Below are 14,801 nucleotides of genomic sequence, written 5' to 3'. Positions count from 1 at the left end.
CCCGCCCAGCGCGCGATCAGGCCGCGGTGCGACTCAGCCCGCGAGGGTGGCTGAAGTGGCCCAGTTCGATCGCCATCCGGGTCAGCTCCGCCTTGTTGCTGACGTTCAGCTTCGCGCGGATCCGCTTCGCGTACGTGTTGACCGTCGCCTGCGAGAGGCCCATGCGGGTCGCGATCTGCGCGTGCGTGAAGCCGGAGGCGATCAACCGCAGCGTCTCGACCTCCCGCGGCGCCAGCCCGTTCTGCTCCTCGCCCCCGCCGCGCGCGAGCTCGCCCTGAAACTGACCGACCAGCCGCGGGCAGATGTAGAAGCCACCGCGGATGATCACCCGCACCGCCTCCCGCACGTCACGCTGCTCGGTGAGGCTGCTGAAACAACCCCGCGCCCCGGCCCGGACGGCGGCCAGCAGGCTCGGTGACCGGTGCCACGCCGCGCTCACCAGCGGCCGGCCCACCGTGGCCGCCCTCGCGATGTTGTCCGTCCCGCCCGACGGCAGCTCCAGCACCACCGCGTCGAACGTCTGACCGCCGGCCAGCAGTTCGTCCACGTTCGCCATGGTGGCCGCGACGCGCAGACCGCCATCGTCGGATGCCAGCTTTTCCAGGCCGGCCCGGGAGATGGGCTGATCGGAAACGATGGCCACTGTCAACACCGGGTTCCTCCAAGCTGTCGAGCCCGTGTTCACGGGCGCCACTGAGACGGATGCCGGCCCCGCCCGGTTCACGAACCGCGGAAATCCGCCAGCGTCCCGGTCGGTCACGGTGGCGATGCCCCCCGATGAGGGACTTTCCGCTCCCCGTACGGATCGAGCATGCTCGCCTGGTGTCTCGCGGCGCCCCGGCGTTCGACGAGGATGGGCAGGGAGCCCGGCGAGGGCTCGGACCAGCGGAAGCGGACCGGGGATTGATATCTGTGGCGGACGGCACCGAGCACGTCGAGGAGTTGCTCGGGCTCTACTACCTCGACGAGCTCGACGCGGCCTCGGCCCAGCGGGTGCGCGCCCACCTCGACGCGTGCGCGACCTGCCGCGACGAGGCGACGCAGGTGTGCGAGGTGCTCGGGGCGATGGCCCTACTCCTCGACGATCGGGAAGAGCTGGCCAGCATGTACGGCGCGCTCGGCACGTCGGTGCCACCGGCGTTCCCGGCCCGGTTCACGCCGATCGAGGAGCCCGAGGAGCCGCGGTCCCGGATCGGCTGGCCGCACCGATCCCGCCGGCCCGACCGCCACCGCCCCACGGAGTCCGCAGCCGGGACTGATGCGCCGGCGCCCGAACCGGCGCCGTCCGCTCCGGCGACGCGCACCGCCGTGGCGCCGGCCATGCAAGCTCCCGCGCCCACAGTGCCGCCCGCCGCGCCTGTCCTGCCGGATGCGCCGTCCGCTGTGCCGCCCGCCGGGCCCGCTGCGCCGGCTCCTGCGCCCGCAGCGCCGGCTGCTGCACCTGCCCTGCGGGCCGTATCGCTCAGGGTGCCGACCGTCGCGCCTGTCGTGCCGGCCGTCGCGCCTGCGGTTGCCGCCGCCGAGCCGGCTGCCGCGCCGATGATGCCGAAGATGACGCCGGAGGTGCGCACCAAGCCCGTGAAGCGACCGGCACCGTCGACCGTGCCTGCTCCGATTCCCTTGTCCACCCAACCGGCTGGGGAAACACGACCGGTCCGGCGTACGCGGACTCTGTTTGTTTCGATCGGGATGCTGGTCGCGACCGTCACACTCGGCGGAACCGCCGCGACAGCGCTCCTGCGCGAGCACAACGGCGAGCCCAGCAGGCCGACGGCCCGGGCCGCTGTGAACGCGGCGGCCTCGACGACCGACGTGGACAGCGGGGTGCGGATGACGGTGGCGCTGACCGCGAAGGACGGGGCAACCGAGGTGCGCGCGAAGCTGACCGGTCTGACCAAGGGGACCGGTTACCGGCTGTACGGCTACGGTCCGGACGACAACCGGTGGGCGGTCGTGAACTGGATCGGCGGAGCGGGCAAGGAGCAGGAGGTGTCCGGCACGGTACCCGCCGCGATCGCCGGCATCTCGCACGTGGCGGTGCTGCGCAGCGACCGCAAGGTAGTGGTGACCGTCTACTTCTCGCACGACGCCGAAGCCGAGATCGGCCCCAACGGCGGCTGAGGCTCAGGCGGTGCTGGTGCCGTCCGGGACGGTGGAGTTGATGTCCGCGCTGGCGTAGATCTGGGCGGCGTTGTTGAGCCTGCCGACGAACTCACCGACCAACTCGAGCACGCCGCCGCAGCCCTGCAGCAGTTGGAACTGGCTGTACTGCATCTCCGCGGTCTGTTCCGGGTGCGGGTCCTTGTACGGGGCGTACCAGCCGCTGCCGTCGTCGTAGGCGCCGATCCACTTCACGTTGGGGTTGAGCGGCACCCCCTCGTGGGCGACGGCGACCGTGTCCGACTCCTTGCCGGCCCAGAAGACCCAGCTCGACCTGGCGATCGCGGTGTCACGGAAATGCTCGAAGTCGGCGATCTGGCCCGTCATCGCCTGAAGGATCGTCGTTTCGGCGTCGTACATCTGGCCGGGGCTGACGTCGTAGCTGCGCAGGTCCGGTTCGCCCGGATCGCCCGTGGGCGCGTTCGGGTCGGGCAGCAGATTGCCGTGCTCGTCGACCGGCTTACCCTCGTTGTTGGTGTAGCCGCCCTGGCCGTCCGAAGTGGGCGCCTCGAAGCCGACGAGGTCCTCGTTCTTCCCGCTGACGTGACGGCCGGTCGGCCATTCCTGGGTCAGATCGACCGGCACGACAGAGGTTTTGGGATTGCTCATACCTACACCCTGCGCGCGTTTCGGGGTGGCGGCAACGTCCCTCTTGGTACGACCCACCGCCGCCGGAACGGGGTCTGGGACGCTGCCATGACGGATGGCTACGGTCGAGCCGGGAGGGTGAAGTCGACCTACTGGAGCGTGCATGGTGAGTGACGGTGCGACCAACTACGACGCCTCCGCGGTGCGGATCAACGTGGACATGTACTACATGCACCGCTCCGCGAGCGTCTACCTCGCTTCGCTGATCACCAACCTGCAGGACGACTGGACGGAGATCGGCAACACCTGGGAACAGCTCAAGATCGGTTGGCTCGGGGAGAGTTCCGAGGCGGCCGACGCGTTCAACGAGCGCCTCAAAGACGTGCAGAACCGCCTGTTCGGCACCCCCGACCCGGCCGACACCACCAAGGTGGAGACGCCGGGCATCCTCGACCGGGTCCGCTACGGCGCCGTGGTGGCGGCAGCGAACTACAACGCCGCCGAGCACGCCGTGACAGACATGTTCGACGATTTCGTCCATGCCATCGCCGGCGAGGGCGACGGGGCGCCGCAGGACAGCACGATGCCGCCGATCACCGTTGACTACAACACCAACCCATACCCCACGCCGAAGACCGACGGCTGACGACGCACCGTGGCGAAGCAGTATGACGGACGCGCGAACCCCGAGGAGCTGCGCAAGCTCGCGGCCGACTGGCGTGCACAGGCCGATCGACTGGAGTCCCTCGGCGGCACGGTGATGTCGGCCTACAACGGCATCGAGTGGTTCGGGTTCGCATACCTCTCGGCGACGGCCGCGGCGAACGCGGTGAACGTCAAGCTGCGCAAGATGGCCGAGGCGGCGCGGGAGTTCGCGGACTTCCTCGACGAGTACGCCAGCAAGGTCGAGGAGCAGATCAAGCGGGAGAGGGCCGCCGGGATCGTCCAGATCGTGCTGGCCATTCTCGGTCTGCTCACGATCGGCCTCGCGTTCGTGCTGGCACCCATGCTCGCCGCCCTGTCAAGCCTGCTCGCCGGCCTGCTGCCGGCCATGAGCGCAGTGGCCGGCCGGATCGCCACCATGGTGATCGACTTGGCGCTGGGCTTCCTGACGTTCGGTTCCATGCAGGTCGCGATCGAGTTCGGCACCCGGGGAATCGTCTACGGGTCGATGGGCCTGCCGCTGGAGCTGGGCACCTCGGAGCTGCTGCTGAACATCCTGCTCGCGGGCGGGCTGGGCGGTCTGTTCTCGATCCGGGGCGTCAACTCGGTGCCGCGGCTGGGTTTCCGCGGCGCCACTCCCCCGCCGGTCCCGAAGATGCAGGCGCCGCCGAAGGCGTCGACGACCACCAGCCCGGACGGCACCGGCGTGCAGCTCAACAGCCCGGCGCCGGTCAAGGGCGCGGACATCGCCAACACACCCCGCCTCAACGACACCACGCCGGCGGTGAGCGCCAGCGACATCACGGCCGCGCCGGTGGTGCCGACCAGCAGCCACACCGCACCGACCGTGTCGGCCTCGTCCGCCGGCGACGCACGCCGTCTGACGGTCGGTGCGCCGGGCGGCACCAAGTCGGTGAATGCGTCCACCCAGCAGACCACCGGCCACGTCAACCAGCCGCTCGGCGCACCGCACCCCACCACGACGACGACCGCACCACACGGTGGCGCGCGCGGCGACGGGCTGCGGATGGCGAACCTCGACCGCACCGTTTCCCCCACCGGCGCGCGCGGCGACTTTACCCCGCAGGTCAACACCCCGGCGTCGAACGTCGTCCACCAGCCGGTGCAGCCCAACGTGATTGAGCGGGGGCCGCTCGGGACGACCACGGGCCGTAGCATCCCTCCCGAGTCGCCGGCCACCGGCCCGACGGTGCACGCCACCCCGTCGACCGGCCCGGCCACCGTGCCGCACGGGCCGTCGCTGCCGCCCGCCATGCGCCCCGGCGGCCTACCCGAGACGTCGGTGCTGAACAGCGGCAACCACCTGATGCCGCCGATCAGCCGGCCCGGCGTCGCCGACCACGTGTTCGCCCCCTCCGCCTCGCACACCGTCGCGCCGCACGGCCCCGGGCGCGTACTTGACGAAACCGCCACCACCGCCACACACCCGACCCCTCAGCAACTGCGCGACCAACACGTCAAGGTCTTCGACACACCCCGCGACACCACCGCCGGCCCCGTCGCCCCTCCCCGTACCGCCGACATCGCGCCACCACAGCACACCGTCGCGCCGTCCACGCCCCGCGGCCCCGGACGCGTACTCGACGAAACCGCCACCACCGCCACACACCCGACCCCCCAGCAACTGCGCGACCAACACGTCAAGGTCTTCGACACACCCCGCGACACCACCGCCAGCCCCGTCGCCCCTCCCCGTACCGCCGACATCGCGCCACCACAGCACACCGTCGCGCCATCGGCGCCCCGCGGCCCCGGACGCGTACTCGACGAAACCGCCACCACCGCCACACACCCGACCCCCCAGCAACTGCGCGACCAACACGTCAAGGTCTTCGACACACCCCGCGACACCACCGCCGGCCCAGCCCGCCACCAGGACCTCGCCGGGCCCACGCCGCGGCCGGGTGAGGTGGACACGCCGGTGGCCGGGCATTCCGACCGGTCGGCCGCGACGCACGTCGACTCGCGCCTGCTGGACGCGTCGGCTCCACCCGCACCGGCGCGGGCGGACGCGGGATTTGCCCGGATCGAGCACGGCGCCGTGCCGCTGCGGCCGGACCCGGCGGCCACCCGGGCCGATGCTCCGGTGCCTACGGCCACGCCCCGGGCCAGCACCCCGACCCCCGGGCGTCAACTGCTGCAGACCGGCCCCGACGGGCGTACCGATCTTGTGCGGGTTTCGGCGGAGCCGGTGTTCGCGGGTGAAGGGCGACGGCTCGGCGGCGATGCGCACCCGGTGCAGGGCACCGGCCGCTCGCCCGCGGACCCGGCCCCCCAGCGACCCGCCACCGGCCCGGACACGTCGTTCTCCTACACCGAGCTGCGCGCCGACGGCACGATGGGCCCGACCACGCTGCGCCCGGGCGAGAACGTCCTGCACTCGCAGCCGTTGAGCGGCAAGTCGCAGGAGCGGATCCTCAGCTACTCCGCCGACGGCAGGTCGTGGGACGTCAACCCGGTCGCACCGGCGGCTCGTCCAGCCGAGGCTGCCCGACCCACGCAGATGCTCCGGCAGAACCCGGACGGCACCGTGGACCTTTTGACGTTCCAGAAGCCGCCGGCGCTCGCGTCGGGGCCGCCGGTGAAGCCGCGGCCCGGCGAGTCGAGTTTCCACGACCTGGACGGGCCGGGGGTGCGCCACGGCTGGCAGTCGCGCTCGATCAGCCCGGGTGAGAGATTCACCGCCGAGCAGATCAGCAAGCCTCAGTCGATCGGGCAAAGGCTCGACGGCAAGGAGCTGTTCTTCCAGCGTGAGCCCACGTCGCTGCTGGTCAAGGACCAAGCGACCCACCAGTGGACGCCGTTGGGGAGGACCGAGGGCGTGTCGGCGCCGCCGAAGGGCTGGGGCCGGGCCCCCGACGCCCCGCCCGTCACGGTTGCCAAGCCGGCCGACAACCCGTCGTTCAACAGGGAGGGCACCGGCCAGGGCACGCCGCCGGACAGCGCCCACTACCGCTGGAACGAGGCGAACGGCACGGCAGAGCCGGTGAAAGTGCCGACCACGTCACTCGAAGTGGCCGAGATCGGCACGCAGACCCGGTCGGTGGCCATCGACCGGTGGACGGCCACCGGTGGCAAGGGCGGCGGCAGCGGGATCGACTCGCTGCGCATGCTGCCGGACGGCACTCTCGTGCCGGCGAACCCTCGAGCAATCACCTCCGACCAGATCAGATTCGACCCCAAGTCCGGCGCGATCACCATGGACGGTGCCCGGCCCACCGGTGGTCACTCGTTCGGCGGGGGCGGCGGTGCTCCGGGTTCGGGGGGCGGCGGTGCTCCGGGTTCGAGGGGTGGCGGCCTGTCCAGCCGCGGCCCGTCGCACGGATCGGCGACGCAGACCGACGACGGCGCGCTGACCTTCGTCAAGCCGCCCAGCACCGCGGAGAGCAGCGCCGCCGCGATGGCGCGGGATGCCCGCACCCACGCCGGCGCGCCGGGCGAGCGGCCCGATCCGGGCCGCACGCTGGGCAGCGGCAAGCCCGCGACGGGTCCCGGTGCCGGGATCGGCGGTCCGGCGGAGGCGGCGGCCGCCCGCACCATCACCAGGGGCGATGACGGTCAGGTCGTGCTCGGCACCCCCGACGAGGCGCCGCGCAACGTGCTTCGCAAGCCGCGGCCCGAACAGACGCCCGGCACCGAGGTGCGGACTCCCGACCCGACGCCCGGCGGGCACCCGGCAGGAACCACGCCGGCTGCCCCGGCGCACGACGCGGCCCCCGCCACGCCGGCGAACGCCGTGGCGACACCGCGGGTAGTGGCGAAACCGACGGCACCGCCGGTCGTCGTGGACCCGACGCCGCCGCAGGCGGCACCGGCACCGGCCGTACCGATGCGCGCGCCGCTTGCCCATGAGGCGCTCTACGTCGCCGCGATGCCCGAGGGCCTCTCGATGACCGTGCAGGGCAACGTCGTGCACCTCCACGCCGGGGTGGGGCCTACCTGGCTGGTGCTGCGCCCCGGCCCGGACCTGACCGTCGTCGTCGACGGCTCGGTGACCAGCATTGCGGTCATCCGGGCGGCGCTGGCCGAGCTGCACCCGTCACAGCCCGTGTCAACCGTCGAATTCGTCGGCACCCGCCAGCCGATCACCCCGGAACGCGCACAGCAGATCGCGGACCGGCTACTCACCGGCCTACCCGGCAACCCGCAGATCAGCCTGCTCGCGTCCGCCCTCACCGACGCCCCGGCCGGGGCACCAGCCGCGAAGTCGTACCGGTTCGACGCCGGCAACGACGCATCGACGAACCCGACCCCAGGCCACGACCTCCCGGTTGCCCCGACCCCCGGCACGCCGGCCGAAGCAGTGGCCAAACCGGAGGCACCGCCGGTCGTGGTGGCCCCGACGCCGCCGCCGGCACCGGCCGTACCGATGCGCGCCCCGCTTGCCCACGAGGCGCCCTACGTCAACGCGATGCCCGACGGCCTCTCGATGACCGTGCAGGGCAACGTCGTGCACCTTCACGCCGGGATGGCGCCCACCCGACTGGTGCTACGCCCCGGCCCGGACCTGACCATCGTCGTCGACGGCTCGGTGACCAGCCTGCCGGTCATCCGGGCAGCACTGACCGAGCTGCACCCGTCGCAGCCCGTGTCAACCGTCGAATTCGTCGGCACCCGCCAGCCGATCACGCCGGAACGCGCACAACAGATCGCGGACCGGCTACTCACCGGCCTACCCGGCAACCCGCAGATCAGCCTGCTCGCGTCCGCCCTCACCGACGCCCCGGCCGGGGCACCAGCCGCGAAGTCGTACCGGTTCGACGCCGGCAACGACGCTTCGACGAACCCGACCTCAGGCCATGACCTCCGGCTGCACACCGACGCCGGCCAGCTCACCGAGGCCGCGGTGGCCGAGCAGGAGCTGCACGCCGCCGCACTCGACGTGGACAGCCGGTTCCACGCCGCCGTCCGGCAATGGCGGGACGCGCATCCGGAGCAGGCCGACCGCCTCGACGAGGTGCTGCCAGCCGTACGCGCCACGTTCGACGCCCGCACCGCGCGGTCCTGGCAGCAGCTGTGGGAGACCGGCGGTGTCGGTCGCGGCTGGGCGACCGAGGTGGATCGGGCCGCGCGCGAGCTGCCCGCATTGCTGGACGCGGCTGTCGCCCGGCCTGCCCCGGTCGAGGCCGAGGCCGGCACAACGGTCGACGAGTCCGTCGCCGAGCTCGCGGACGACATCTTCCGCAGCGCGGTCAGCACCCTTGAGTACAACGACGTGCCCGCCGGTCACCTGGCGACGATGCAGGCCGCCTTCCGCACGAGTATGCAGGCGACCCACGCCCGGCTGGGCGGCGACGACTGGGACGAGTACGTGGCCCAGCAATGGACGGACCTGCGCGCTGACCTGGTCGCCGCCGGCCTGGCGGTGGCCGCGGCCCAGGACGCCGCGCGGGCTTTCCACAGCTTCCTCGGCGACCGGGCCGGCCGGCCCGGTGCGCTCGACGCCACGATGACGACGCACGCCGTACGGCTGCTCGGTGCGCAGTTCGCCCGCGACCACCTCGCCGCGCACGACAGGCACTTCGTCGGACTGGAGGCGTTGCAGCAACAGGCGTTCGACGAGGCCCTGGCCGAGCTGCGCGACCCGTACACCGAGATCTCCACGCTGAACCAGGCCGCGCGGGCGCAGCAGTGGACGGCGCGGCAGGACGCGCTGCGCACCGACTACGCCGCCCGGATCGGCACCGCCTGGCACGTCGAGCAGTTCCGGCCCGATCTCGTCGGTGCCTTCGGCAACGCGGTGGCCGACGCGGCCGCCCGGACCGAACGGAGCCCGCAGCTCGCGTCGCTCGACGGGCTGCCCGCGGAGGTGGCCGACCGGTTCCGGGCGGAATTCATCGCCGCCGGGAGCCACCTGTTCGACCAGGTGTGGGCCCCGGTGGTCGCTGCGGGCACCCGCGGCGACGACCCGGCATTCCAGGCGGCCGAGCACGAGTGGCAGGTGCGCTACGAGCAGCTGCTGACCGCCGTACGCGGCACCGCGTTCCTCTATCTGCAGGCGCACCGCCACGAGGCGGCCGTGCAGGCCGCCGTGCTCGAGGCGCGCGACGCGGACCGGGATGTGCCGGAGTCGGCCGTGCAGGCCTTCTACGACGACGCCCAGGCCAGGCTGCGCACGGCTTTCGACGAGTCGGCGGATCCGGCGGGGGTGGAGCAGTGGGAGACGCTGGCCGCCACCGTCAAGGCCAGCATCCCCGGGTACTTCACCGAGGAGGCGCTGCGCCGGCACGCCTACGCGAAGACACCCGCCGAGGGCGACGGCACCACGCCGCTGCTGGAGGCGACGCCGACGGCGTACGAGAGGGCCGCGCGCCCGGTCGTCGACCAGGCCCGTGCGCACATCCACGCGGCCCTGCACCGGCCCGACCGGGACACCGACGACGCCACCCGGCAACGGATCACCCGCCAACTCGACACCCGCATCCGAGAGGCCACCACCGCCGCGCAGGCCCGGGCCGAACGTGGTGGCAACACCCCGGCGGTGGTGGCCGCCGCGGTGGACGGGCTGCAGGGCACGCTCACGGACCTGGTGCGCTGGGTGCCCGTCCTGCTGCTGCACCACGCCCTGCTCGGCGAGCAGGTGCGCGCCGCCGGTTCCGCCTTCGACGGCCTGTCCACCATCGACCTGCCGGCGCCGGTCAGCGAGGCGCTGGGCCGGTCGTTCACGCTGGACTGGCTGACCGCGTACGACGAGCTGTTCCGCGGCCAGGCGGTGGCGACCACCGGGCTGCACGAGCTCGCGGAGACCGTCCAGCTGGCCACGCCCGCCCAGCACCTGACCGACGGGGCGCTGCGCACGGCTCTGTTCGACCCGGCCGCTGCCCTGCCTGGCAACCCGGTCGCGCTCACCGAGCGGCCCACCGACCCGGCGATCGTCCGGCGCACCACGCCGGTCGACGCACACGGGTCGCCCACGCTGCAGCAGTGGGCGGTGCGGTGGCACGTACGCCCGGAGGGGTCCGTGCCGCCCGCGCCGTTCGGTCTGCGGCGGTCGCCGGACGGGACGTACGCGCTGCCCGACGGCTGGGTGATCGAGGACCTGCCGTGGTACGCCTGGGCGCGCCCTGCGCAGGTGAGCGACGAGGCACTGGCCACCCGGATCCGCGCCGGCGAGTTCGCCAGAGACATCCATATCATCGTCGGTGAGCCCGGGGTGGCCGTGCCGACCGCCGTCACCACGGCCGGGCTGGACCTGCTCGGCCGGATGCCCCAGGTGCCGGGCGAACCGGTCCCGGTGCGCTGGCTCAGCGACTCCGAGCCGATCGGTCCGGCGCCCGATACGAGGACGGCGGCGGACGAGGCGGCCGACACCCTGGCCGCGACAGGGCACGCTGAGATCCGCGACGCCTTCCTCACCGAGACCGACCCGGTCCGCCGGAACGGGCTGCTCGCCGGGCTGATCGGCGAGGGCGACGCGGTGCTGAGCGCCCTGCCCGCACTGCACACCGGCCTTCCGGTCGTGACAGCCTCAGACGCGGCGATGGCGCGGTTGCTGGGATACGTCCACGGCGCCACCCGAGGTGAGCCCCTGCCGGTCGACAAGGTGCACGCCGCGGCCATGGGTCTGCACCCCGAGACGAAGACGACGCTGATGGACGGTCTGCGCCTGCTGGCCGTCGCCAATCCGGGACGGCAGCCGGTGCTGCACGCCCTCGGCGCGTTGATCCTGGACTGTTGAGCGGGCGAGAGGAACCGACATGGGACCGGCTCGATGCGCGGGCGAACACCACGGTCACCGTGCTCGGCCCGGAGACCCTCGGACCCGTCACCGACGTGGCGGCGCTGCGGGCTCTGGCCGCCCGGGTGGACCTGCCGGTGTTCGGCCCCGGCCCGGTGGAGGGCCGGCACGTGCTCCAGCGGGTCACGGCGGGACCGGCGGCCGGGCACCTGATCCTGCCGGCCGCCGTAGCAGCCGGTCGGCCCAGCGATCCCCTCGGTGCTGGAGCGCCCGCAGGTGGAGACCTGTTGGCGCAACTGGCCAACGGCGGGGAGGAGAGCACGCTGGGCGCCGCATTCAAGGCGTTGGTGCCGGACCTGGTCAACCAGCTGGCAACGGAACTTCACGCGCACTACGACATGGTCGTGGAGAACCTGGGGCTCCTGCCGCCAGCACCCAGGGATGGCGTGCCGACTGGCCGGCGGGCAAGCAGGGCAGCCGGATCGGCGCCGCTCACTCCGAGCGCGGGTCCGCGGGCGCGGGCGCCAGGCCCGGCGCGGGTCCGCGGGCGCGAGCGCCAGGCCCGGCGCGGGTCGGCGCGCGGGCCGTCCGGCAGGCCACCGGGTGGGTACGCCTCGGTCAGCAGCCGGTCGTCCGTGTCCCAGGTAAGGCCGGTGCCCGGAGACTGCGGCCGCCGCCCCGGCCGCGTCCCCGTCCGACAGGGCATGCGGGCTTAAGCGAGTAACTCGTCAGGCACGCCGCCGGCGGCACTCAGCAGCAGTCGGTGCGGCAACGCCTCCGACGGTGCGGCGACTCACGTCGGCATGGCGTCGGCTTCCTCTTGTTTACCCGACTACTGCTGGAGTGACTGGAAGATCTCGTTGAGCGAGCCCATCCGGCGCTCGGTCATCTCGCGCAGCTGTGCGCCGGCGTCCTGCAGGGCGGCGAGCATCAGCTCCTCCAACTCCTCCGGGTCGGTGTCGGCGAACAGGTGCGGATCCAGGCGTACGCCGGTGAAGGTGCCAGCCGCGGTCATCGAGACCCGTACCGCACCGTTGGCGGCCGTGCCGGTGACCTCGGTGGCCGACAGCCGATCGCGCATGGCGGCCACCTGGTCCTGCATCGCCTGCGCCTGCTCCATCATTCGGTCCAAGTCCGACATGGGGTCCTCCCTCAGCGCTGTGACCAGGTACGCACGTTGGCCCATTCGCCCTCGGCGTAGTTGTTCCACGACAGGTTCATCGCCGAGGCGATCCTGCCGAGCACACCGGTCTCGCCGAACAGGCCGTTGGCAGCAATGTTCCACTCCTGCTGCAGACCTTGGTAGTAGGACTGCGCCGGACCCTGCCACATGTCCTCCAGGGGCGCCAGCTTGCTGATCAACGCCGCGAGCTGTCCTTCGATTTCGGCGGCTTTGGCGTTGAGCGTCTGCCCGGCCATCTCCAGCTCTGCCGGGACGCGCAGGTTGCTGGTGGTGGGATCTGGCATGGATCTCTCCTGTCTCGGGGCGGAGGGCTAGAGGTTCGCGCCGGGGATGTCCTGGTTGACGGCGACGAGGCTGTTGATGTTGGCCTGTTCGGCATCGACGTAGTTGTGGAAGTTGCCGCGCAGGCCACTGCCGATGTCGGTCAGCGCGTTGTGCAGCATCCGGCCGAACACGTCGAAGTCGTGCATGAGGATGTCGAACTGCCCGGCCGCAACGCCGTGCCAGATCGACTGCAGCTGCACCACCATCGACCGCAGGTTGGCCAGTTCACCGTCGATATCCGTCGCGGTCCCGTCACAGCTGGCTGCGGCATCCATGATCATTTCCGGTGTTACGAGAATGTGGTCCATCGCACCTTCTTTCTTCCGCTGCCGTCGACAGCTGTTCTGCCTTCATCAGGATGGTGGTGCCTGCGCGGACAGCGCGAGTGACCTCTTTGCGGGACACCGCGACAGTCCCCGGTTCAGCGCTGCCGGGTCTCGGCGGTCATGCTCTTGAGGTTCGCGCCCTCGGCCCCGACGTAGTTGTTGTACGACTTCTGCATCGCCGTGAGGGCGTCATCGAGCAGGCTTTGGGTGTCGGTGGTGAGCTTCTTCAGGTCGGTGGTGAGGGCCTCGTACTTGTCCCCCGCCGGGCTGTTCCACGATTCGCAGATCGACTGCAGGTGGATCGCCACCGCCTTGAGGTTGCCATCGATCGAGTCGCGCTGCTTACGCACACTGCTGATCGACTCCCCGAGCAGCGGGATCTGCACGGCGTACTCGTAGCGCTTGCCGTCCACGATGACGGCGACCGGGTTGCCCTTGCCGTCGGTGACCACCCCGTTCTTGGGGTCGTTCATGATGGTGGTGAGCCCGTCGGCCCCGTACGAGATGGTGACGGCCTTGCCGTCCTTACTCCCGTGCGTCGGGCGGCCCTGACCGTCGAACGCGTCGTATATCCACCCGTCGGCCTGCATCAGTACGACGTCCCCGTCGGGGTTGCGGTTGACGACTGTCCCGTCCTGGTACGTCCACACACTCGAGCCGTCGCCGGAGTACTTGATGTCGACGGCGTTGTTCTTGCCGTCCTCGCTGCCGTGCGTGGGCCGTCCCTGTCCGTCGAACCTGTCGAACGTCCACCCGCCAGCCTGCATCCCCGTCACGGTTCCCGCCGGGTCCCGCCGGATCGTCGTGCCGTCACCGTACTTCCACGTGCTCGACTCGTCCGGGGCGTACGTGATGGTGATCTGCTGGGCCGGCTGCCCGTTCGTGCTCGGCGCGGTGCCGTGCGTGGGGTTGCCCATCGCGTCGAACTGGTCGAAGGTCGTGCCGTCCTTCAGCACCTGCCGAGTGGTGTCGCCCTCGGCGTTGCGGTAGACCTTGGTGCCGTCGCCCTGGTAGCTCCAGATGCTCGACCCGTCGCCGTTGTAGACAATGTCGACCTGCTGCGCCGGCTCGCCGTCCTGGCCGGGAACCGTCCCGTGGGTGGGCCTGCCGTCGCCGTTGAACCGGTCGAAGACGCTGCCGTCCTTCAGCTCCTGCCGGGTGACCGTCCCGTCCGCGGCGCGGAAGACCTTCGAGCCGTCGCCCTGGTAGCTCCAGACACTCGACCCGTCGGCGCCGTAGGTGACGTCGACCTGCTGCGCCGGCTCGCCGTCCTGGCCGGAAACGGTCCCGTGGGTGGGCCTGCCGTCGCCGTTGAACCGGTCGAAGACGCTGCCGTCCTTCAGCTCCTGCCGGGTGACCGTCCCGTCCGCGGCGCGGAAGACCTTCGAGCCGTCGCCCTGGTAGCTCCAGACACTCGACCCGTCACCGTTGTAGACGATGTCGACCTGCTGCGCCGGCTCGCCGTCCTGGCCGGGAACCGTCCCGTGGGTAGGCCTGCCGTCGCCGTTGAACCGGTCGAAGACGCTGCCCTCGGAGGTGGTCTGCTGAACCACCGCGCCGGCAGGGTTCCGGTCGACCTTCGTGCCGTCGGCGTAGGTCCAGGTGCTGCTGCCGTCAGCGCCGTAGGTGATGTCCACGCTCTGCGCCGGCTGACCATCCGCGCCGGGCACGGTGCCGTGCGTCGGCTTGCCATCGGCCGTGAACCGGTCGAACTCGGCACCCTGAGCGGTGACCTCGCGCGTGATGTCACCGGCGGCGTTGCGGTCGACCTTCGTGCCGTCGGCGTAGGTCCAGGTGCTGCTGCCGTCAGCGCCGTAGGTGATGTCCACGCTCTGCGCCGGCTGACCATCCGCGCCGG

Annotated in this window: 10 protein-coding genes; 4 read left to right on the top strand and 6 right to left on the bottom strand. The window is 71.7% G+C overall.

Annotated features, from left to right (window positions below):
• Positions 1-16 precede the first annotated feature (16 nt).
• Positions 17-760 carry a response regulator transcription factor gene (locus ABZS37_RS01170; protein WP_355164769.1) on the bottom strand — a complete coding sequence of 248 codons (744 nt, stop codon included), beginning with the start codon at positions 758-760 and terminating at the stop codon, positions 17-19.
• Positions 761-912: 152 nt separating this feature from the next.
• Here ABZS37_RS01170 and ABZS37_RS01165 point away from each other — a divergent pair, with 152 nt between their 5' ends.
• Positions 913-2,121, top strand: coding sequence for a zf-HC2 domain-containing protein (locus ABZS37_RS01165; RefSeq protein WP_355164768.1), 1,209 nt, complete (start codon positions 913-915; stop codon positions 2,119-2,121).
• A gap of 3 nt (positions 2,122-2,124) precedes the next feature.
• On the opposite strand, the gene ABZS37_RS01160 is transcribed toward ABZS37_RS01165, so the two are convergent.
• Positions 2,125-2,769: a hypothetical protein gene (locus ABZS37_RS01160; RefSeq protein ID WP_355164767.1), complete on the bottom strand. Its 645-nt coding sequence runs from the start codon at positions 2,767-2,769 to the stop codon at positions 2,125-2,127.
• Between the two features lie 142 nt (positions 2,770-2,911).
• On the opposite strand from ABZS37_RS01160, the gene ABZS37_RS01155 reads away from it, so the two are divergent.
• The 3 genes from ABZS37_RS01155 to ABZS37_RS01145 are packed head-to-tail and all read left to right on the top strand — an operon-like array spanning position 2,912 to position 11,826.
• Positions 2,912-3,394, top strand: coding sequence for a hypothetical protein (locus ABZS37_RS01155; RefSeq protein ID WP_355164766.1), 483 nt, complete (start codon positions 2,912-2,914; stop codon positions 3,392-3,394).
• 9 nt (positions 3,395-3,403) lie between these two features.
• Entirely contained in the window at positions 3,404-11,110 is a 7,707-nt protein-coding gene (locus ABZS37_RS01150) for a hypothetical protein (protein ID WP_355164765.1), read from the top strand.
• Positions 11,107-11,826 carry a hypothetical protein gene (locus ABZS37_RS01145; protein ID WP_355164764.1) on the top strand — a complete coding sequence of 240 codons (720 nt, stop codon included), beginning with the start codon at positions 11,107-11,109 and terminating at the stop codon, positions 11,824-11,826. Before ABZS37_RS01150 ends, ABZS37_RS01145 begins: the two co-directional genes overlap by 4 nt.
• Positions 11,827-11,942: 116 nt before the next feature.
• Here ABZS37_RS01145 and ABZS37_RS01140 read toward each other — a convergent pair whose 3' ends face one another.
• From ABZS37_RS01140 to ABZS37_RS01125, 4 genes are all read right to left on the bottom strand, one after another.
• On the bottom strand, positions 11,943-12,251 hold the full coding sequence (locus ABZS37_RS01140; protein WP_355164763.1) for a YbaB/EbfC family nucleoid-associated protein: 309 nt from the start codon (positions 12,249-12,251) through the stop codon (positions 11,943-11,945).
• Between the two features lie 11 nt (positions 12,252-12,262).
• Positions 12,263-12,577 carry a WXG100 family type VII secretion target gene (locus tag ABZS37_RS01135; RefSeq protein WP_355164762.1) on the bottom strand — a complete coding sequence of 105 codons (315 nt, stop codon included), beginning with the start codon at positions 12,575-12,577 and terminating at the stop codon, positions 12,263-12,265.
• A gap of 27 nt (positions 12,578-12,604) precedes the next feature.
• Positions 12,605-12,925, bottom strand: a complete 321-nt coding sequence (locus ABZS37_RS01130; protein ID WP_354992343.1) for a WXG100 family type VII secretion target — start codon at positions 12,923-12,925, stop codon at positions 12,605-12,607.
• Positions 12,926-13,038: 113 nt separating this feature from the next.
• A partial coding sequence (locus ABZS37_RS01125) for a hypothetical protein (protein ID WP_355164761.1) occupies positions 13,039-14,801 on the bottom strand: 1,763 nt, incomplete at its 5' end.

This window comes from Micromonospora sp. NPDC005413 (assembly GCF_040606435.1).
Taxonomy (GTDB): Bacteria; Actinomycetota; Actinomycetes; order Mycobacteriales; family Micromonosporaceae; genus Micromonospora.
This window is presented reverse-complemented; position numbering and strand designations above follow the sequence as displayed.